The sequence below is a fragment of the Pseudomonas sp. LF020 genome, assembly GCF_053456425.1.
Map to the genome: position 1 here is coordinate 493,447 of NZ_JBRFIX010000003.1, position 18,935 is coordinate 512,381.

Below are 18,935 nucleotides of genomic sequence, written 5' to 3' on the forward strand. Positions count from 1 at the left end.
GCAGGGATCGTGTTTATCCGGAGGTAACGTGTTAACCCAAACCCCTTCTCCCCCGATTGCGCATCAATCGGGGAAGAAGGGGTTTTCTTTTGCCTGCGCTTTACGACTGGCTGTCGCCGTCGTCATCGTCGGTGTCCGGCTCGTCGGTGGTCGAGTCGTCATCATCCTTGCTGCCGCCCTGATCCTGATCGCCCGGTTCGGATTCCGACTTGGCCAGCATGACCACACCGGATTGTCCGTGGGCGGCATTAAAACCCTGTGGTGGCGTGGCAGAACTCGCCCACGCCGCCGTGGTGCCAAGCGTCAACATCACCAAAACCTTAAGCAACAGCACAACGCGTTGAAAAATGCTCATAGCCATTTCCATCCTTTCGTGGTTGAAGCCTGGGGTGCCGATCCGGCGCTGAATGAAATCTAGTTCCGATCAGCCGGGTTCACCAGATAGGACGCTAACGAGCCCGCGGAAATGCCCCGGCAGGGAAGATCACTTGTGAATAATCCCTATAACCGAATCAGCTAAGCGAGCTGGCTTCTTTGCTGGCGCTCGGCGCATTGGCCTGGGTCGATGAGCGCGTCGCGAGATAGATCAGGGGCAAGGTCAACAACGCCAGCGTCGCGCTTGCAAGCCATACGCTATGCCCTCCGAAGTGCCCATACAGCTGACCACTCAGCACCGGCGACAGCAATGCACTGGCGCTCCAGCTCATGAAAAACAGGCCGAAATACTGGCCGCTGTTGCCGCCCTGCGCATGCCGCATGACCAGCACATTCATCGGCGGCATGAAAAAAGCTTCACCCAACGTCCAGATCACCGTCGACAGACACACGTAAAACAGCCCGGAGCCAAACGGTAACATTCCCAACCCGACCGCCAGCAACACACAGCCCGCCAGCAATTGCCGACGCAAGCCCCAGCGCTCGCCCCAATGCGTCAGTGGTATCTGCAGCGCCACCACCAGCATCGCGTTAAGGCCGAACTGCCAGCCGATGGCTTCGGTGCTCAAGTGGTAGTAGTCACGCAGATAGTTGCCCAGCGTGCTGTAGACCGTATCGAACGCCATCCCCAGTAACACCGCCGCACCAAGCAGCCAGAGGAACGCCGTGTCGCGCAACGGTGTGCCAGTGCCAGCCTCGGTCACCTCATCGGGCTCGAGCACTGCACGGCGCCAGGTGGTGCGCACAAACCACAGCAACGCGAGCAACGTCATCGCAGCGCTGACAAAAAACACCCAACGGAAATCCGTCTGCGCCAACACCCCGCCGGCAACACCGGCAGCCGCCATGCCGAGGTTTCTTGCAACCCGGCTCAAGGCTTGCGCGCGCGAGCGCTGCGCAGGCTCGCAATACTCCATGATCAGCCGCTGATGCAGCGTTCGAATCGCCCCGTCGAGGGTGCCGCTGAGCAACAGCAAACCGGCCAGCAGCGGCACCTGCGTCACCAGCCCCAACAGGATCAACACAAACACAGAAACAAAGAACAACGCCGCCGTCAGCCGCGCCGTCCGCACATGGTCACTGAGCAAACCACCCAGCATCGAACCGACCAACAACCCGGCACCGTAAGCCGACAACAGCCAGCCCACCGTCTCGATCGCCAGCCCCAGCTCCTGACGCAGATACAGCGCCATGAACAACTTGACCATGCTGCTCAGACGATTGATGAACAGCAACGCCGCCAGTACCCAGGCCATCAGGCTGAAATAGCCGTTGGGGCGCAGCAGATGGACGAGGTTGCGCGTCATTCCATTGACCTCTCAAAGCGACTGGCGTGGACCCGAAACACTAACGCCCGGCACACCGGTTGTCGCGCTCAAGAACCTCGATATCTCAAAATAAAGAGTCGACCTACAACCCCTGTAGGAGCTGCCGTAGGCTGCGATCTGTGACTTCGCTTTTTAAGTCCAAAGATTGCAGCCTCGCCAGCAGGCTGGCTCCTACAGTGGGATTGGGAGCGGTCAGTTGGAGATTGGTCGGCTGTCAGGCAGCCATCGCGAGCAGGCTCACTCCTACAGTGGGATTGGGGGCGGTCAGTTGGAGATTGGTCGGCTGTCAGGCCGCCATCGCCAGCAGGCTCACTCCTACAGTGGGATTGGGGGTGGTCAGTTGGAGATTGGTCGGCTGTCAGGCCGCCATCGCCAGCAGGCTGGCGCCCACAATTTTGAACTGTGTGCACCGCACGCGGCGAAGCCGCCCCACTCATGGCCGAGTATCAGCTCGCCGAAAGCTTTTGATCTTGATCCACGGGCGACGTCGGAAGGCTGAGTGGAGGGATTGATCCGGGGGTGGGAGCGCAGCGACCGTTTGGCGAAGCCAAACACAGCGAGAGGAGGTGCAGCGAAGCAAACCGTAGGCGCTGCGCCCGGATCAATCCCGCAGCGAAGGGACCCCGAGCCCCAGCGAGTGGGCCGAACGCAGGAGCAAGCCTTTTGGGTTACCTTTTCGGCGTTTGGAAAAGGTGACTCGCCGTAAGGGCGAAACCCTAAGTAGCCGTTACCGAAAAAACGGATATGTACACACAAAAACCAAGAACCTGGTCGGCCCAAAGGCCGCCAAGACCAAAGCAAAAAAACCCCCCAAGGCCTACACCTCAGGGGCTTTCGAACAAACCAGCTCAGCGCTTAATGATGCTCACGCGTCGCCCGGAATTTCACATCCGGCCACCGCTCTTCCATCAACGCCAGGTTAACCCGCGTCGGCGCGAGGTAGGTCAGGTGCCCACCGCCATCCAATGCCAGGTTCTCCACAGCCTTGTTGGAAAACTCCTCAAGCTTCTTCTTGTCGCTGCATTCAATCCAGCGCGCGGAATACACAGTGATCGGCTCATACGAGCACTCGACCTTGTATTCCTCCTTCAAACGGCTGGCGACCACATCGAACTGCAGCACACCCACGGCGCCAAGAATGATGTCGTTGCTGCGCTCCGGGAAGAACACCTGAGTCGCGCCCTCTTCAGCCAACTGCTGCAGACCCTGACGCAATTGCTTGGACTTCAGCGGATCACGCAGACGCACACGACGGAACAGCTCCGGGGCGAAGTGCGGAATACCGGTGAAACCGAGGACTTCGCCTTCGCTGAAGGTGTCGCCGATCTGGATCGTGCCGTGGTTGTGCAGACCGATGATGTCGCCGGCGTACGCCTCTTCCAGCTGTTCACGCTCGGAGGAGAAGAACGTCAGGGCGTCGCCGATGCGCACGTCCTTGCCGGTACGCACGTGGCGCATCTTCATGCCTTTCTCGTACTTGCCGGAGCAGATACGCATGAAAGCGATGCGGTCGCGGTGTTTCGGGTCCATGTTCGCCTGGATCTTGAAGATGAAGCCCGAAAACTTCTCTTCAACCGGCTCGACGGTACGTTCGTTGGCGACACGGGCCAGCGGACGCGGAGCCCAATCAACCACAGCATCAAGCACGTGATCGACACCGAAGTTGCCCAGTGCGGTACCGAAGAACACCGGGGTCAGTTGACCGTCGAGGAATTCCTGCTGGTTGAACTCATGGCAGGCGCCCTGCACCAACTCCAGTTGCTCGAGGAAGCGATCGTACTCGTCGCCCAGGTGCGCGCGCGCCTCGTCGGAGTCGAGTTTCTCGATGATCTTGGTTTCGGTGCGTTCGTGACCGTGACCGGCGGTGTAGACAATGATGTAGTCGTCGGCCAGGTGGTACACGCCCTTGAAGTCGCGGTAGCAACCGATCGGCCAGGTGATCGGCGCCGCCTTGATCTTCAGAACGGCTTCGATTTCGTCGAGCAGTTCGATCGGGTCGCGGATGTCACGGTCGAGTTTGTTGATGAAGCTGACGATCGGCGTGTCACGCAGACGGCAGACGTCCATCAGGGCGATGGTCCGTGGCTCAACGCCTTTACCGCCGTCGAGGACCATCAATGCCGAGTCGACCGCGGTCAGGGTGCGGTAGGTGTCTTCGGAGAAGTCTTCGTGGCCCGGGGTGTCGAGCAGGTTGATCATGTGTTCGCGATACGGGAACTGCATGACCGACGTGGTAATGGAAATACCCCGCTGCTTCTCCATCTCCATCCAGTCGGATGTCGCATGGCGATCGGATTTACGGGATTTCACCGTACCGGCCACCGCAATCGCCTTGCCCATCAACAGGAGCTTTTCGGTGATCGTGGTTTTACCGGCATCGGGGTGGGAAATAATGGCAAACGTGCGCCTGGCGTTGACTTCATTGACAATTTTGCTGTCGGACATCGTTCTGGATCTCGATTGTGTACGCTGTTATGTACACAGCTGAAAGAGCGCCCTCGGCCGTTTGCGTGAGGCCAGCGCAGGAAATCGCGCAGTGTAACAAAAAGGAGCCCCGGCCGCCCACGGGATGCGCCACCAGTCGACGTATGCAACTGGAAATCTCGCCTACCCGCCTGGGCTTATCATCCGGCATTGGGCCTGGCGTCGAATCAATCGCTGACAAGGCGTCGCTCAGGGCTTGCAGGTCACAGGGGAAGACTGTAGGAAAGGCATAGCGGTGATGGTTATTTGATATTGAAAGGACGTCTCTGGATCATGGAACAATCGCTTCGCAGATACACCGAGCTCCCCTACCTGATTGACTACCTTCAAACGAAAGAGCTCGTTCTGCTCAACCCTGCGACCTGGGATGACAGGAACGACTCCTACTACATTGAGCAGTTTGCTCTCTCAAATGGTTACCAGAGCACTTATGCGCTCTGCCTTGCTGACGCCTCCGAAACCTATCACCACTGGAGAGTGTTTTCTCACGGCGGAAGTGGCGTCTGCATCGAGTTCGACAGAGACAAACTGCTCACAGCAGTGCGCGCTATACCCGGTTTACGCGCAGAGGAAGTGAAGTACAAAACGATTGATTCACTCCGCTTATGTGCCCCATCGCGTGATGACTTACCGTTTCTAAAACGCCATGCGTTTGCCGCCGAGAGCGAGTTCAGGCTCTTCTATGGCTCCTTAAAAAAAGGGCCACCTGTCATGCGCATCCCTGTTCCGCTGAGCAGCATAAAACGGATCACCTTGAGCTCATGGCTGACAAAATCTGTTGTCGACCATGTCAAAGTGACCCTAAAAAGTATTAAAGGCTGTAGCGGCCTGAAAATTTACAAGTCCACGCTGGTCGAGAACGAGAACTGGAAAAAATTTGCCGGCGCTGCGTCTCTGCAAGAAAAGCCGTGACAGGTTGCACATGAGAGCTTCATGGAGCTAATTCAATCGCTATGCACCTTTGGGTGATGCAGGTGGCTAATGAGTACGCTGAATATCATCGGTAACGGGTTCGATCTTTGGCATGGGCTGCCAACCAGCTACGACTCTTTCTATGACTTTGCCAAAGAAGTGCTCCACGAGATGGAATCATTTTATCTCATCGATCCAGGCTCAAGCGGCCCGTGGTCAGATTTCGAAAATGCGCTAGGAAAGTTCGATTGGCAACTCTTCTACGATGCCCATGACAATACTGACCTCACCGCTGAAAACTTCAGACGTAGTGAGGTGTATGGCCTTGAAGACGACATCACTGAGCAAGCCGACTCCCTTGTCGAGGTTATCAAAGAAAAATTCCACGACTGGATAGAAAGTATTGATATTTCGCAGGTACAGAAGAAAACTTTCTTTTCCGAGGGTGACTCTTTCCTCACGTTCAACTACACCTCCACCATCCAGGTAGTATATGGAGTAGACCCGGCAAACATATTGCACATCCATGGCAGATCGGATGCATACGATGACTTGATATTCGGCCATGGCGAAACGATGGAGGAAGAACCTGAACAGGATGAAAACGGGGACAGCAACCGCACAATGTTTTCCGACGCGGAAGGCGCAGCCAGGTATCCTTTCTATGCGCTTCAGAAACCTGTCAGCGAAGTGATCAACAAACACAGAGACTTCTTCAGATCCCTGGAGGGCATTTCGACCATCAACGTTATTGGCCATTCACTAAACGAAATCGACCTGCCTTATTTTGAAGAAATCGTAAAAATCGTCAAGTATGCGAAATGGAACGTCTATTGCTACAAATTTGAAGAATGCGACCGTTACCCAAAGCAGCTAATCAAGTGCGGCGTGAATAGTGGAAGCATTTCCATCGCGATCTATGGAAGGTTGCCAATCGCCTAGAATCGCTGCCAGGTCGGCTAGATTCGATGCTCTAACGTTCCCGATCCGGCTCATTGTTCTTGCGAGGATTCGGTGGCGTGATCGGTTTGCCATTCTCCAGCCCGCCCCCTCCGCTCTGCCCCTGGCTCTCATTGCGATATGCAGCGGCAGCCCGCTCAAATGCCGCCATCACATCGGGGGGTGAGCAACGCGACGGATGACGTGCATTCTCGAAAGCGGTCATGACATCGGAACCCGTTCCCCTGACGGGGGTATGCCGACGCTCCGGAGAGAGATTGGTTAACGGCATCACCCCGTCTTGTCCACGCACCCGGACGCGCTGTGCACATTGCTGATCGCGCATGAGAGACGCGATCTCCCGCTCATCTACTTTTTCAAGCGACCTGTACTGGCGATCAATAGCGGCGCTCTGAAGCTTGAGCCGCAATGCCAGCACGCGAGCCTCCAGGGACTGACGTGCCTTGAGCTGGGCACGGTCATCAAGATGTATACGCAGGCGCTTGGCATCCTGATAGCGCTCCAGCTTGTGGCGCAGAAAGTTCACGCCACTGACCCGTCCCAAAAACTCGGCCAGGCCGGTGGGCCACTGCTGATATCGCTTCTGTCGAACCGCTCTCATGTGAACGAGATGGTCGTGGCGAAGACTGGTCCGCTCCGCCAGATGCTTTTTTTGCTGCACAAGGCGCAAGGTATGTTGCCGGTATTTCAGGGTTTCGCGCTGCCGCTCCAGCACACGCCGTCGCTCCTGCTGGGCATGTTTGAGCTCGGCAAGCTTGGCGGCGTAATCCTCCTCCCGTACGGATTGCTCAACCTGCCGGCGGTGATCGGCGACCAGCTTCTGCGCCTCTTCCACCGATGGTAGCGCTTCGGGAGGGAACTCCTTCTCCAGAAAAGCCCGGACGTCTTTGGTTCGGACGGACTTATCGTCAATCAGCCGTGCCAGCGCATTCAGATTGCCGTAGAGGTCGATCACGACATAGGGTCGATTGCCCGTTGCGAGTATGTAACCTCGCTCGCTTAATGCGTGGACGAACGAGCGTGCATTGTCGCTCTGCTGCCATGCCTCGGTGACTTGCCGCTTGTGGTCGTCCAGAGAAAGACCTGTGCGCTGCAACTGAGCTCGCTCATAGAGCGAGAGCTGTCCGATATTGCGGGATTTCTCATAGCCTGGAGGCAGTGTGAGCCCGTGATCGCGGGCAAAGCCTCTAGTCACCCGCATCAGCTTGTCGCGGTCGAAGGCCAGGTGGACGGCTTTCTCATGGTCGGCGTCGATCCGCGACCAAACCACATGGCAATGCTCACGACCATCTTTGATGTGGAACACGATGGCCCGTGGCTGATCGCCGAGCCCCAGCGTTTCTTCGGCGCGGCGGACGTAGTCCATGTACTGGTCGCGGGTGAGTGACCCCTGTGCAGGGTCGGGGTTGATCGAGAGGCTATATAGGTATTTCTCGCAGCGTGTCAGGGTTTCCGCCTGTACCTGCCATTACTTGAATGCACCGTGCAGATCGTGGGCTACAGCACCACGCAAATCCGCGACCTCGGCCAGCTCGTCGTAGGCATTCAGCAGGTGCGTGGCGAGATCCTGGCCACTGCCGCGCTGGGAGGCAAAAGGGATCATGGATCCCTCCCCAGCACGAGCATGAGATAGCTGCGGATTTCCGAGAACTCATCGCGGCACTCCTGCAGCAGCTGCTCCAGGTGACCATCGCTGTTTTCCCCGCAGGTCTGCGCCAGCCGGTCGTTGATCCGGGAAGCTTGCGAGAGCAGCATGGCGGCGAGCTTAGTTTCCAGTGGTGAGATGGGCCGGGCACGTGGCATAGCCTTCCCGAACACGGCTTCGGTGATGAAGGCGTTGATCGACTGACCAGAGTTCGTCACGCGCAATTGGAACTCCTCACGCAGCCGCTCGGGCGGGCGGTAGGAGATTGGTGCGGTGCGTTTTTTCGTTCGTCTGGTCATGCCATCAACTTATGCTCTCGGGGAGCTCTTGTTTCCTCTTACGTTCCTCGCGCGGTCAGCCTCGCGCAGCGGGTCGATGGGATTCCAAAGGGAGAGCTGACATCTCCTTTTGGTCGGGGCCGGGCCGAATTCCCGGTCGTGGTTTTAAGGACACGAAAGTCCTTAATCGAGGGTCGCAAGGGGCTACGAAGTGCCCTTTGCTCGATGGAGTTCAGAGGAGAGCCGAAGTCTCCTCTGGTCGCGATGCAACGACGACACGTTGCGCCTCAATCCCTTGGTGACAAAGTTCGACAGGAACTTTGGGAGCCTAGGGATTCCCAGGGGGATCGCGGGGACTGGAAGTCCCCACGCAAGGTGGGCGTGGTACTACCACGCACACCTTGCGCTCACTTCGTTCGCATCTGGCCCATGAGTCCAGTGACGAGAGCGATACGTTCTGATAGTTGAGCGATTCGTTTATGCATACCTATAGCTGAAAGCTTCTTGATTTCAGGTTGGTAAAGTTACGTGTGCGCCGGGTGGGGGAGCATTTATAATGCCATGACTAACATTTTGGCTCTGCCGGTGGCACAAAGTGCAATTAATCTTCATGTTTCTAAAACCGTACTTTTGGTTTGCATACATAGCGGCCTATGGCATATCTCAGAACCTTGAGGGAATTGGCCATTTCGGGTGGCTCAATAATATATACGACCCACGCTTTCCGTTGCCCCTACTGAACTATGACCCCATCACCGGGGTGAAAATTATCGCGGGAGCAATTTATCTATCGCTTGCCCCTCTCGCATTTGTTCTTGTAAGGGGTGGTTTCATACTTGGAAGATCATCGGGAATAGCTATGCTCGCAGCTGTGCTTTTTCCCGGTGTACTGTCATTGCTGGGGGGATCAGCACCACTCGACTTTTTTGTTCCAGATGAATTTCACTTTGGCACAGGATACATCGGAGGCTTCTGGAGCAACGGCGCTAACTACATTATTGCATTTATGTGGGGCTGGGCCACCATCATGATGGTGGCCAATATCTTTAAAAGTCAAAAATTCAAACATGCCTACGATCATCTGTGGTGTCTGTTAACGATAGTCGGTTGCATGTACCTTGTTGTGGATTCGCAGGCAAAGTCACACGAAGAACATAAAGCTGAGACAAATGCCATCATTGGCAAATACCTTGAGTTCTACAGGGCTCGTTACTCGGCGCTGAACACCTTGTGTCACACAGATCCATCGATCTTTGCCAATGAAAAACTCATATGCGATACAGCAAAAATTATTTCCTCTTCACTGCCATCCGAGATAGAGCGCTCTGAGCCAGAGTTTAGAAGGTATGGTGACTCGTGGATGGAGGATCTCCTTAGCAGTGCAAATATTGAACGTTTGAATTCGTATTTTTGCTCAAATAACAAGGGTGTAGCGAACTGCCAAGAAACCCCAATCGACCTTCTGATTAGTACCCAGGAGCTTGGGGAAAAGGTGCTTGTGCCGGAGTCCGGTCACGCTGACAGGCTAAAAGCCCTATATGGCAAGTTAAATACTGCTGTGGATAAAGTCACGCGCTATAAAGAGTATACGCATTTAAAATACTTCTTATTTTGCCTGCTCTGCTTTATTTCCGGGGGCAAAGCAGCGACCTCCTCAATTTCATTTATTGGTGAAAGTAACATGAGGTCGCGCTCTTGGATTAGGAGAATTGCGTCGACGACATTTTTTAATCTATGGTTTTCAATAAAGCTCTTCACAAGAGCCCATGACGGCTATAAACGGCAGCGTTAAGCGACATCGTTAACTTCTAAGAACGTCGGCCCGGTAGGGCCGCGTTTTTTCAGAACAGCGACAACTGCCGTGCCTGCTCCTGGGCCTCGATCCATGCAGGGGACCGGGCCGCGTGATCGAGCCATGCGCGCGCATAAGCGGCGGCTCCGCCTGCGGCGTCGATGTTGTCGGCGCGTTCAAAGCGGGAGCGGTAGCCGGTTTCGCTGATGGGGAGCGGCGCGCGGCCCTCCGCGCTGATCTGCAGATGGGCGAGCGCGTAGCCGTAAATGCGGTGGTAGCTTTCCGAGTAGCTCGGGGTGAACAGGACCTCGATAGCAAGGCCCTGCAAGAGGAAGATTCGCGGGTGGTGTCCATGGGAAGTCCCTTTCCTGACGGATCAACGGTTCCAGAACACATGGACTTCGCGGTAACCGGTCTCAAGGGTGAACACGTCCCCGTTTAACTCCATGTCACGGGCCATGGCTTCGTAGTTGATGTAATAGGCCAGTTACTCCGGGATCTGCGTGGTTTCCTCGGTGAGCTCCTGCGCATAGTCGGCGAGCGATTCATAACTGCCGCAATAATCCTCCTCGGCTGTCTTACGGGCTTCCTCGACACTGGAGACGCGTCCGAGCAATTCACCGCCGAACTCCGGGAACTCCTCGATGAAACAGGCGATGTCGTGGGCGGTCGTGATTTTCAGTCTCCGGGGTAATGGGGCGAAGCAATGGCTTGCCGGAACTCTTACCCATCTTGTGATTGGCAGGGGGCACAGTCCAGATCATTGCCCTGAAATCAAAATGGGCCTTCTCGCTGTAGCGACAGCCATAAATCAGGCAGAGCTTCAGGAAAATCTTGTTTTTGGTCGCCATGCGCGATTGCTCAATGGCTTTCCACACGAGCCTGATTTCTTCCTCGGACAGGGAGCGCGAGCCTGTAACTTTTTTGATCTGCAGGTCTTCCTTCGCGTTGATGTCGGAGAGCGGATGGGTGGGGAATGAGCTGGCGTTTCACCCCCCATTTGAGCATTTGCTTGGCATTGACCAGGATGCGATCGGCGATGCAGGGCCTCACCTTCGCTTGCCCTTCAAGGAGAGCCAGCCATTCGTGCAGGGAAACTTTGCCTGCCGGGAGGTGGCCAATCTTGGGGAACACATGGATCTCGAAGAAGCGCAGGATTTCGTGATGGCCCTTCTTGTTGCCTTTGCAGTAGGCCACGTACCACTGGCGGAACAGGGACTCAATTGAGTCAGCCTGCAGGATGGTCTGCTTTTCCAGCTGCCGTACCACCCTGGGGTCATGTCCCTGCTCCAGCTGCGCACGCAGACGCTGCGATTCGACGCGTGCGTCTTTGAGTGACATCAGAGGATAAGTACCAAGGTCAAGACGGCAGGGACGCGCGTCATAGCGGAAGCGTAGCTGGAAGGTAATTTTTCCCTTCGGTGTTATGCGCACACTCAAACCGTCGCGGTCAGCCTTTTCCTCCCGGATCGCACGCGGTTTTCCGCTATTGGCTTTGAGCCAGGTATCCGAAACTGCCATAGGGCCCTCCAGATCTGCGTACACAATTTTTCAAAGCCTCCGAAGCTCTAATTTATGTACGCGGCTGTGTACATAACCTGAGTGGCTCAGCTTGTCTTCGGATGTCTTTGATTGTCGCGGGGGGACGGAGATTACTCAATAAAATCAGTAGATTATTTGAGTATATGGCAGGGCCTGTCGCAGCCTGACTTAATGGGTAATATTGGGGTGGGAAATAATGGCGAAAGTGCGGCGTTTCGCGACTTCGGCGGCCTGGTTGGTCATGGGAAATCGCCTGGCGGTGATTCAAAAAAGGGCGGCGAGTATAGCTTAAAAAGTGATCGCCAGACCACCGTCCCTCGGGCGCGCAAAACCCTGCAGGAGCTGCCGAAGGCTGCGATCTTTGGACCTTGCTCTTCACAACAAAATCAAAAGATCGCAGCCTGCGGCAGCTCCTACAGGTGGCCAGATGGCATCCGATGTGGGAACCTTTTAAAGCACGGAGACGTCCATCCCCTGTTACGACATTTCGTCAGGGGCTGAAAAATCAGCAAGTTAGCCTGACGAGGCTGCGCTCATGGCTCGCTTTCAGACCGCTTTGCCGGCCCTGAAAAACGGCTACTTTTCGCGAACGACGCTCCCGGCGGCCAGGAATGGCATGCCACACGGGACTGCGCTCGCCGACTACAAAAAAAGGAGTCCGCCTGTGGCTATCCGCTATGGCAAAGGGCTGATGGGAGGTGCGGTGGTTATCGCGCTCCTGGCCCTGCTGATCCACTGGATCGGCATCAACACGATCGAACACTACCGCGACGATTTGTTGTTTTACCTGCAAGCTCATCTGATTCTCGTCCTCGCTTCAATGCTGGCCGCCCTGGTCGTGGGCATCCCCGCCGGTATCTTCCTCAGTCGCCCGACCATGGTCGGCCGCGCTGAACGCTTCATGCAGATCTTCAATATCGGCAACACCGTGCCACCGCTGGCCGTACTGGCGATTGCCCTGGGGATTCTCGGCATCGGCAGTGGTCCGGCGATCTTCGCTCTGTTCCTCGCGTCCCTGTTGCCGATTGTGCGCAACACCTACGAAGGTCTGAAAAACGTCCAGGGTTCGCTGAAAGAAGCCGCCGTCGGCATCGGCATGACCCCGCGCCAGGTGTTGTGGAAAGTCGAGTTGCCCAATGCCGTGCCGATCATCATCGGTGGCGTGCGCGTGGCACTGGCGATCAACGTCGGCACCGCGCCGCTGGCCTTCCTGATCGGCGCCAACAGCCTCGGCAGCCTGATCTTCCCTGGCATCGCCCTGAACAATCAGCCGCAACTGCTGCTCGGCGCCGCGTGTACCGCGCTGCTGGCCCTGCTGCTCGATGGCGTGGTCACCCTCGCCAGCCGTCTCTGGCTGGAACGCGGTTTGCGCCCGTCTTAAGGCTTTTGCGAAGGAATACTTATGAAACGACTTAGCTTGATCTTGGGTTGCGTGCTGCTGTTCGCAGGAATCGCGCAAGCCGCCGAGAAGCCGGTGATCCGCCTCGGCGCCCGGGTGTTCACCGAGCAGACCCTGCTCGCGGAAATCACCGCGCAATACCTGCGCAGCAAAGGCTACGACGCGCAGATCACCGGCGGTCTGGGCAGCAACCTCGCCCGCAGCGCCCACGAAAGCGGACAACTGGACATGCTCTGGGAATACACCGGCGTGTCGCTGGTGGCCTACAACCATGTCACCGAAAAACTCGACAGCGAACAGTCCTACGCCCGGGTCAAAGAACTCGACGCGAAAAAAGGCCTGATCTGGCTGACCCCGTCGAAATTCAGCAACACCTACGCCCTCGCCTTGCCGAAAAAAGTCGCCGAGGCCTATCCGCAGATCAACAACATCAGCCAGTTGAACGAGGTCCTGCGCGCTGAAGCCAAGACCAACCACTTGGTGGCACTGGACACCGAGTTCGCCAACCGCTCCGACGGTCTGGACGGCATGGTCAAGCTCTACGACATGAACCTGACCCGCAAGAACATCCGGCAGATGGACGCGGGGCTGGTCTACACCGCGCTGCGCAACGGCCAGGTGTTCGCCGGTCTGGTCTACACCACCGACGGCCGCCTCAACGCCTTCGGCTTGAAACTGCTGGAAGACGACAAGCACTACTTCCCCGACTACACCGCCGCGCCGGTGGTGCGTCAGGCCTATCTGGATGCGCACCCGCAACTGGCCGAGCAGCTCAAGCCGCTGGCGCAACTGTTCGACGACGAAACCATGCGCCAGCTCAACGCGCGGGTCGACGTCGATCACGAAAGCCCATCGAAAGTGGCCGCGGATTTCCTGCGCCAGCATCCACTCAACTAAGGAGGAAAAGTCATGGAATTTCTCAACGCCTTTTCCCACCTCGACTGGCAGCAGGTGATGCACCTGACCTGGCAGCACATCACCCTGGTCGGCATCGCCGTGACCCTGGCGATTCTTATCGGCGTGCCGCTGGGCATTCTGATGACGCGCTTCCCGAGCCTCGCCGGTCCCTTGCAGGCCAGCGCTACAGTGCTGCTGACCGTGCCGTCGATTGCGCTGTTCGGTCTGCTGCTGCCGTTCTACTCCAAGTTCGGCCAGGGCCTTGGGCCGATGCCGGCGATCACCGCGGTGTTCCTTTATTCGCTGCTGCCGATCATGCGCAACACCTACCTCGCCCTGACCGGCGTCGAACCGGGTATTCGTGAAGCCGCACGCGGTATCGGCATGACCTTCGTCCAGCGCCTGCGCATGGTCGAGCTGCCGATTGCAGTGCCGGTGATCCTCGCCGGGGTGCGCACCGCCGTGGTGATGAACATCGGTGTGATGACCATCGCCGCCACCATCGGCGCCGGTGGCCTCGGCGTGCTGATCCTCGCCTCCATCAGCCGCAGCGACATGTCGATGCTGATCGTCGGCGCGCTGCTGGTCAGTCTTCTGGCGATCTTCGCCGACCTTCTCCTGCAGTGGCTGCAACGTACGCTGACTCCAAAAGGACTCCTCAAATGATCGAACTTCAAAACCTCAGCAAGACCTTCCAGAGCAACGGCAAAGATGTCAAAGCCGTGGACTCGGTGAGCCTGACCGTCAATGAAGGCGAAATCTGTGTGTTCCTCGGGCCATCGGGTTGCGGCAAAAGCACCACGCTGAAAATGATCAACCGCCTGATCAAGCCGACCTCGGGCAAGATCCTGATCAACGGTGAAGACACCACCGACCTCGACGAAGTGACCCTGCGTCGCAACATCGGCTACGTGATCCAGCAGATCGGCCTGTTCCCGAACATGACCATCGAAGAGAACATCGTCGTGGTGCCGAAACTGCTCGGCTGGGACAAACAGAAATGCCACGACCGCGCTCGCGAACTGATGAGCATGATCAAGCTCGAGCCCAAGCAGTATCTGCATCGCTATCCGCGTGAACTGTCCGGCGGCCAGCAACAGCGCATCGGTGTGATCCGCGCGCTGGCGGCGGATGCGCCGCTGTTGCTGATGGACGAGCCGTTCGGTGCGGTCGACCCGATCAACCGCGAGATGATCCAGAACGAGTTCTTCGAGATGCAGCGAGCGCTGAACAAGACCGTGATCATGGTCAGCCACGACATCGACGAGGCGATCAAACTCGGCGACAAGATCGCGATCTTCCGCGCTGGCAAACTGCTGCAGATCGATCACCCGGACACCCTGCTCGCGCACCCGGCAGACGATTTCGTCAGCAACTTCGTTGGCCAGGACAGCACCCTCAAACGCCTGCTGCTGGTGAAAGCCGAAGACGCCGCCGACAACGCGCCGTCGGTCAGCCCGGAAACCCCGGTGGCCGATGCGCTGGAATTGATGGACGAGCACGACCGCCGCTACGTGGTGGTCACCTGTGCCGAGAACAAGGCGCTGGGCTATGTGCGTCGTCGCGACCTGCACCGCCAGACCGGCACCTGCGCGCAGTACCTGCGTGAGTTCAACGCCACGGCGGCGTACGACGAGCACCTGCGCATCCTGTTGTCGCGCATGTACGAGTTCAATCGTTCGTGGCTGCCGGTGATGGATGCCGAGCGGGTGTTCCTCGGTGAGGTGACGCAGGAGTCGATTGCGGCTTACTTGAGCTCGGGGCGTTCGCGCGGGATGAAGACCAATATCGTCTCGCCGGCTGAGGCCGTGGTCGCCTGATCGATAAAAAGTTCGTACACCGAACCTGTGGCGAGGGAGCTCGCTCCCGCTGGGTTGCAAAGCGGCCCTGCTTTTAAAAAAAAGCGGGGACTGCTGCGCAGTCCAGCGGGAGCAAGCTCCCTCGCCACAGGTTTTTTGTGTTTTCAAAGACTGGAAAAGAATATCAACACCGAGGTGGGCTCTGGCACTGCTGGACCACCTGCCACATTTATCAAAATCCTCCTCACATCCACCTCTCGCCGCCAACGTCGCCGATGTTGCGCCGATCACACTTAGCCACGACTTCGCCGACAAAAGCTGCGAACGTGCAGGTATTTTTAACACTTCAAAAATCGCAGGGAACATCTGTCCGTCATCTCGGTCGGCTATAAAGAGTGATATCCGCGACGTACGTCAGAAGCGTGCAGAAACGCGACATTTTTAGTTGATCTCAGGCCCCTCACGCCCTAAAGTTCGCGCCGAACGTCCATGCTGGAAACGATCCATCCGGCTCAAGTACTGACGACGAGACAGCAAGGCCAAGGGCAGTTACGCCCGTGACCTTTTTGCTTTCGGCGACATGCCTTGGGAAGTAGGCGAACCAAAGTGGGGATACGGAGGACGTTCATTTACACCCATGTTTTTACCCGTTTGCCCATAGGAGCACTCCAGCATGTCGATCCAGGTCGAAGACTATTTCGCGCGCGAAACCTTTCAGAAAATGAAGGCGTTCGCCGACAAACAGGAAACCCCGTTCGTGGTGATCGACACCGCGATGATCGCCCAGGCCTACGATGACCTGCGCGCCGGTTTCGAATTCGCCAAGGTCTACTACGCGGTCAAGGCCAACCCGGCCGTCGAGATCATCGACCTGCTCAAAGAGAAAGGTTCGAGCTTCGACATCGCCTCCATCTATGAGCTGGACAAAGTGCTGAGCCGTGGCGTCAGCCCGGATCAGATCAGCTACGGCAACACCATCAAGAAGTCCAAGGACATCCGCTACTTCTTCGAGAAGGGCGTGCGTCTGTACGCCACCGACTCCGAAGCCGACCTGCGCAACATCGCCAAGGCTGCACCGGGTTCGAAAGTCTATGTGCGCATCCTCACCGAAGGCTCGACCACCGCCGACTGGCCGCTGTCGCGCAAGTTCGGCTGCCAGACCGACATGGCCATGGACCTGCTGATCCTCGCCCGTGACCTCGGTCTGGTGCCGTACGGCATCTCCTTCCACGTCGGTTCGCAGCAGCGCGACATCAGCGTCTGGGACGCGGCGATCGCCAAGGTCAAAGTGATCTTCGAGCGCCTGAAAGAAGAAGACGGCATTCACCTGAAACTGATCAACATGGGCGGCGGCTTCCCGGCCAACTACATCACCCGTACCAACAGCCTGGAAACCTACGCTGAAGAAATCATCCGCTTCCTCAAAGAAGACTTCGGTGATGACCTGCCGGAAATCATTCTCGAGCCGGGCCGTTCGCTGATTGCCAACGCCGGCATTCTGGTCAGTGAAGTGGTGCTGGTCGCGCGTAAATCCCGTACCGCCGTTGAGCGTTGGGTGTATACCGATGTGGGCAAGTTCTCCGGCCTGATCGAAACCATGGACGAGGCGATCAAGTTCCCGATCTGGACCGAGAAGAAAGGCGAGATGGAAGAAGTCGTCATCGCCGGCCCGACCTGCGACAGCGCCGACATCATGTATGAGAACTACAAGTACGGTCTGCCGCTGAACCTGGCCATCGGTGATCGCCTGTACTGGTTGTCGACCGGTGCGTACACCACCAGTTACAGCGCAGTCGAGTTCAATGGCTTCCCGCCGCTGAAATCGTTCTACGTGTAAGCACCGCCGCCGAAACGCAAAAAGCCCATGACGTGTCATGGGCTTTTTTGTATCTGTTGATCCCTGTAGGAGCTGCCGCAGGGCTCATGCGCAACGGCGAGCGTATTCCGTTGCCAAGGCTCGAAACCTGGGTTCGGCTGCGGCGGCCAGCATCTGACTTGCTACCCGCAGGAAGTTCTGATTACCACCCGCCAACGCTTTCTCCAACCACACAACCGCCTCATCGACCCTGCCCTCATCCGCCAACACCGCCGCATAACTGAACTGCCCCCGAAAATCCCCACCCTCGGCCGAACGCCGATACCAGTCATGCGCCGCCGTCAGATCCCTCGGGCACACCCGCCCTTCTTCCAGATAACGTCCCAACAGGTTCATTGATTTGGCATGGCCGGCTTCGGCGGCGCGTCGATACAGGTCCAGTGCCTGAAGTTGATCCTCAGGTATCCCGCGCCCGGTGGCGAGCAGATTGGCCAAGTTGTACATCGCCCAGTCCAACCCGTTTTGCGCAGCGATCCGATAATGCCGCGCGGCAACCGCAGCATCCGCCACACAGCCCCAACCCTGCTCATGGCAGCGACCGAGCATGTTGCGCGCCATCAGATGACCCTGCCCGGCAGCGATGCCGAACCAGCGCAGCGCCAGCGGTTGATCCTGAGCGATGCCACGACCATCGAGCAGAATCTGTCCGAGCAGCGCCTGCGCTTCAACAATGCCCTGCCCCGCCGCCAGCAGAATCGCCTGCGCGGCACGGGCCGGGCTTTCTTCGAGCATGGCACTGAGCTGGGCGCCGTCGAGCACTTCTTCGCGCCGCAGTTGAAAACTCATATCTCGACCCAGCGCCGCAGCAGATTGTGATAGGTGCCGGTGAGGCGGATCAGTGACGGGTGATCGGGCATGTCTTGAGTGAGTTGCTGAATTGCGCCGTCCATCTCGAACAACAAGGCGCGCTGGCTGTCTTCGCGCACCAGGCTTTGTGTCCAGAAGAACGACGCATAGCGTGCACCGCGGGTGACGGCATTGACCTTGTGCAGGCTGGTGCCGGGGTACAAAACCATGTCACCGGCGGGCAGTTTCACCCGTTGCGTGCCGAAAGTGTCCTGGATCTCCAGCTCGCCGCCGTCGTAATCCTCGGGTTCGCTGAAAAACAGTGTGGCCGACAGATCGGTGCGCACCCGCTCGATGCTGCCCTTGGGCTGGCGCACCGCGTTGTCGATGTGAAAATCGAAACTGCCGCCCGCCGTGTAGCAGTTGAGTAACGGCGGGAATACTTTGTGCGGCAGCGCGGCGGACATGAACAGCGGATTTTTCCACAGCCGTTCGAGCATCGCTGCGCCGATTTCCTTGGCCAGTGGATGACCTTCAGGCAATTGCAGATTGTGTTTGGCCTTGGCCGACTGATAGCCGGCGGTGATCTTGCCATCGGCCCAATCCGCCTGCTCCAGCGCCTGGCGGATGCGCTGCACTTCTTCTTTCGCGAACAAGCCGGGAATGTGCAGCAGCATGGCAAACGTACCTGATGGCAAAGGGGCGCCAATGGTATTGATTCTTATTGGCTGTGTAAAACCCGCATGACGAATGAATCGGTAAAAACCGTAAGGTTAAATTGTAAAGAATGTAAATTCGTCGC

The 18,935-nt window shown here is 57.3% G+C and carries 18 protein-coding genes and 2 pseudogenes; 8 read left to right on the forward strand and 12 right to left on the reverse strand.

From position 1 onward, the window contains the following. Nucleotides 1-100 precede the first annotated feature (100 nt). The 3 genes from ACU680_RS09990 to ACU680_RS10000 all read right to left on the reverse strand — a co-directional run bounded on the left by ACU680_RS09990 (nucleotide 101) and on the right by ACU680_RS10000 (nucleotide 4,208). Entirely contained in the window at nucleotides 101-355 is a 255-nt protein-coding gene (locus ACU680_RS09990) for a hypothetical protein (RefSeq protein ID WP_045122146.1), read from the reverse strand. Between the two features lie 157 nt (nucleotides 356-512). Then, nucleotides 513-1,742, reverse strand: coding sequence for an MFS transporter (locus ACU680_RS09995; RefSeq protein WP_448179339.1), 1,230 nt, complete (start codon nucleotides 1,740-1,742; stop codon nucleotides 513-515). An 876-nt stretch (nucleotides 1,743-2,618) separates the two neighbouring features. Continuing rightward, nucleotides 2,619-4,208: a peptide chain release factor 3 gene (locus ACU680_RS10000; protein WP_448179340.1), complete on the reverse strand. Its 1,590-nt coding sequence runs from the start codon at nucleotides 4,206-4,208 to the stop codon at nucleotides 2,619-2,621. Between the two features lie 312 nt (nucleotides 4,209-4,520). Here ACU680_RS10000 and ACU680_RS10005 point away from each other — a divergent pair, with 312 nt between their 5' ends. Together ACU680_RS10005 and ACU680_RS10010 are read left to right on the forward strand one after the other, a co-directional pair. Further along, nucleotides 4,521-5,159, forward strand: coding sequence for a hypothetical protein (locus ACU680_RS10005; protein WP_448179341.1), 639 nt, complete (start codon nucleotides 4,521-4,523; stop codon nucleotides 5,157-5,159). Nucleotides 5,160-5,228: 69 nt separating this feature from the next. Continuing rightward, complete coding sequence (locus tag ACU680_RS10010; protein WP_448179342.1) at nucleotides 5,229-6,101, forward strand: bacteriophage abortive infection AbiH family protein; 873 nt, start codon at nucleotides 5,229-5,231, stop codon at nucleotides 6,099-6,101. Between the two features lie 31 nt (nucleotides 6,102-6,132). Here the strand turns inward: ACU680_RS10010 and ACU680_RS10015 are convergent. From ACU680_RS10015 to ACU680_RS10025, 3 genes and pseudogenes are all read right to left on the reverse strand, one after another. Further along, nucleotides 6,133-7,569: pseudogene (locus tag ACU680_RS10015) on the reverse strand (relaxase/mobilization nuclease domain-containing protein); the annotation flags it as partial. 18 nt (nucleotides 7,570-7,587) lie between these two features. Beyond that, a complete protein-coding gene (locus tag ACU680_RS10020; protein WP_448179343.1) occupies nucleotides 7,588-7,722 on the reverse strand; it encodes a hypothetical protein in 135 nt (44 codons plus the stop codon). Beyond that, a complete protein-coding gene (locus tag ACU680_RS10025) occupies nucleotides 7,719-8,063 on the reverse strand; it encodes a hypothetical protein (protein ID WP_448179344.1) in 345 nt (114 codons plus the stop codon). The genes ACU680_RS10020 and ACU680_RS10025 overlap by 4 nt, the downstream gene beginning before the upstream one ends. A gap of 574 nt (nucleotides 8,064-8,637) precedes the next feature. Here ACU680_RS10025 and ACU680_RS10030 point away from each other — a divergent pair. After that, entirely contained in the window at nucleotides 8,638-9,834 is a 1,197-nt protein-coding gene (locus ACU680_RS10030) for a hypothetical protein (RefSeq protein WP_448179345.1), read from the forward strand. Between the two features lie 49 nt (nucleotides 9,835-9,883). Here the strand turns inward: ACU680_RS10030 and ACU680_RS10035 are convergent, their stop codons facing one another. The 4 genes and pseudogenes from ACU680_RS10035 to ACU680_RS10050 all read right to left on the reverse strand — a co-directional run bounded on the left by ACU680_RS10035 (nucleotide 9,884) and on the right by ACU680_RS10050 (nucleotide 11,355). After that, a complete protein-coding gene (locus tag ACU680_RS10035; RefSeq protein ID WP_448179346.1) occupies nucleotides 9,884-10,162 on the reverse strand; it encodes a hypothetical protein in 279 nt (92 codons plus the stop codon). 48 nt (nucleotides 10,163-10,210) lie between these two features. Next, a pseudogene (locus ACU680_RS10040) lies at nucleotides 10,211-10,450 on the reverse strand (antirestriction protein ArdA). Between the two features lies 1 nt (nucleotide 10,451). Continuing rightward, complete coding sequence (locus ACU680_RS10045) at nucleotides 10,452-10,685, reverse strand: site-specific integrase (RefSeq protein WP_448179347.1); 234 nt, start codon at nucleotides 10,683-10,685, stop codon at nucleotides 10,452-10,454. A 10-nt stretch (nucleotides 10,686-10,695) separates the two neighbouring features. Beyond that, nucleotides 10,696-11,355: a tyrosine-type recombinase/integrase gene (locus ACU680_RS10050; protein ID WP_448179348.1), complete on the reverse strand. Its 660-nt coding sequence runs from the start codon at nucleotides 11,353-11,355 to the stop codon at nucleotides 10,696-10,698. A 712-nt stretch (nucleotides 11,356-12,067) separates the two neighbouring features. Between ACU680_RS10050 and ACU680_RS10055 the strand changes: the two genes are divergently transcribed. From ACU680_RS10055 to ACU680_RS10075, 5 genes are all read left to right on the forward strand, one after another. Then, nucleotides 12,068-12,757, forward strand: coding sequence for an ABC transporter permease (locus tag ACU680_RS10055; protein WP_177409065.1), 690 nt, complete (start codon nucleotides 12,068-12,070; stop codon nucleotides 12,755-12,757). Between the two features lie 21 nt (nucleotides 12,758-12,778). Then, nucleotides 12,779-13,672, forward strand: a complete 894-nt coding sequence (locus tag ACU680_RS10060; RefSeq protein ID WP_448179349.1) for a glycine betaine ABC transporter substrate-binding protein — start codon at nucleotides 12,779-12,781, stop codon at nucleotides 13,670-13,672. Between the two features lie 12 nt (nucleotides 13,673-13,684). Further along, nucleotides 13,685-14,338, forward strand: coding sequence for an ABC transporter permease (locus ACU680_RS10065; RefSeq protein ID WP_448179350.1), 654 nt, complete (start codon nucleotides 13,685-13,687; stop codon nucleotides 14,336-14,338). Next, entirely contained in the window at nucleotides 14,335-15,492 is a 1,158-nt protein-coding gene (locus ACU680_RS10070) for an osmoprotectant ABC transporter ATP-binding protein OsmV (RefSeq protein WP_003221591.1), read from the forward strand. Before ACU680_RS10065 ends, ACU680_RS10070 begins: the two co-directional genes overlap by 4 nt. Before the next feature lie 652 nt (nucleotides 15,493-16,144). Next, a complete protein-coding gene (locus ACU680_RS10075) occupies nucleotides 16,145-17,308 on the forward strand; it encodes a type III PLP-dependent enzyme (RefSeq protein WP_047291221.1) in 1,164 nt (387 codons plus the stop codon). An 84-nt stretch (nucleotides 17,309-17,392) separates the two neighbouring features. Here the strand turns inward: ACU680_RS10075 and ACU680_RS10080 are convergent, their stop codons facing one another. Beyond that, nucleotides 17,393-18,133: a tetratricopeptide repeat protein gene (locus ACU680_RS10080; RefSeq protein ID WP_448179351.1), complete on the reverse strand. Its 741-nt coding sequence runs from the start codon at nucleotides 18,131-18,133 to the stop codon at nucleotides 17,393-17,395. Continuing rightward, a complete protein-coding gene (locus ACU680_RS10085) occupies nucleotides 18,130-18,810 on the reverse strand; it encodes a Fe2+-dependent dioxygenase (RefSeq protein ID WP_448179352.1) in 681 nt (226 codons plus the stop codon). The genes ACU680_RS10080 and ACU680_RS10085 overlap by 4 nt, the downstream gene beginning before the upstream one ends. Between the last annotated feature and the right edge of the window lie 125 nt (nucleotides 18,811-18,935).

Coding starts and splice junctions, on each gene's coding strand:
- ACU680_RS09990 (WP_045122146.1), bottom strand. CDS start 355: ATGAGCATTTTTCAACGCGTTGTGCTGTTGCTTAAGGTTTTGGTGATG.
- ACU680_RS09995 (WP_448179339.1), bottom strand. CDS start 1,742: ATGACGCGCAACCTCGTCCATCTGCTGCGCCCCAACGGCTATTTCAGC.
- ACU680_RS10000 (WP_448179340.1), bottom strand. CDS start 4,208: ATGTCCGACAGCAAAATTGTCAATGAAGTCAACGCCAGGCGCACGTTT.
- ACU680_RS10005 (WP_448179341.1), top strand. CDS start 4,521: ATGGAACAATCGCTTCGCAGATACACCGAGCTCCCCTACCTGATTGAC.
- ACU680_RS10010 (WP_448179342.1), top strand. CDS start 5,229: ATGAGTACGCTGAATATCATCGGTAACGGGTTCGATCTTTGGCATGGG.
- ACU680_RS10020 (WP_448179343.1), bottom strand. CDS start 7,722: ATGATCCCTTTTGCCTCCCAGCGCGGCAGTGGCCAGGATCTCGCCACG.
- ACU680_RS10025 (WP_448179344.1), bottom strand. CDS start 8,063: ATGACCAGACGAACGAAAAAACGCACCGCACCAATCTCCTACCGCCCG.
- ACU680_RS10045 (WP_448179347.1), bottom strand. CDS start 10,685: ATGGCGACCAAAAACAAGATTTTCCTGAAGCTCTGCCTGATTTATGGC.
- ACU680_RS10050 (WP_448179348.1), bottom strand. CDS start 11,355: ATGGCAGTTTCGGATACCTGGCTCAAAGCCAATAGCGGAAAACCGCGT.
- ACU680_RS10055 (WP_177409065.1), top strand. CDS start 12,068: ATGGGAGGTGCGGTGGTTATCGCGCTCCTGGCCCTGCTGATCCACTGG.
- ACU680_RS10060 (WP_448179349.1), top strand. CDS start 12,779: ATGAAACGACTTAGCTTGATCTTGGGTTGCGTGCTGCTGTTCGCAGGA.
- ACU680_RS10065 (WP_448179350.1), top strand. CDS start 13,685: ATGGAATTTCTCAACGCCTTTTCCCACCTCGACTGGCAGCAGGTGATG.
- ACU680_RS10070 (WP_003221591.1), top strand. CDS start 14,335: ATGATCGAACTTCAAAACCTCAGCAAGACCTTCCAGAGCAACGGCAAA.
- ACU680_RS10075 (WP_047291221.1), top strand. CDS start 16,145: ATGTCGATCCAGGTCGAAGACTATTTCGCGCGCGAAACCTTTCAGAAA.
- ACU680_RS10080 (WP_448179351.1), bottom strand. CDS start 18,133: ATGAGTTTTCAACTGCGGCGCGAAGAAGTGCTCGACGGCGCCCAGCTC.
- ACU680_RS10085 (WP_448179352.1), bottom strand. CDS start 18,810: ATGCTGCTGCACATTCCCGGCTTGTTCGCGAAAGAAGAAGTGCAGCGC.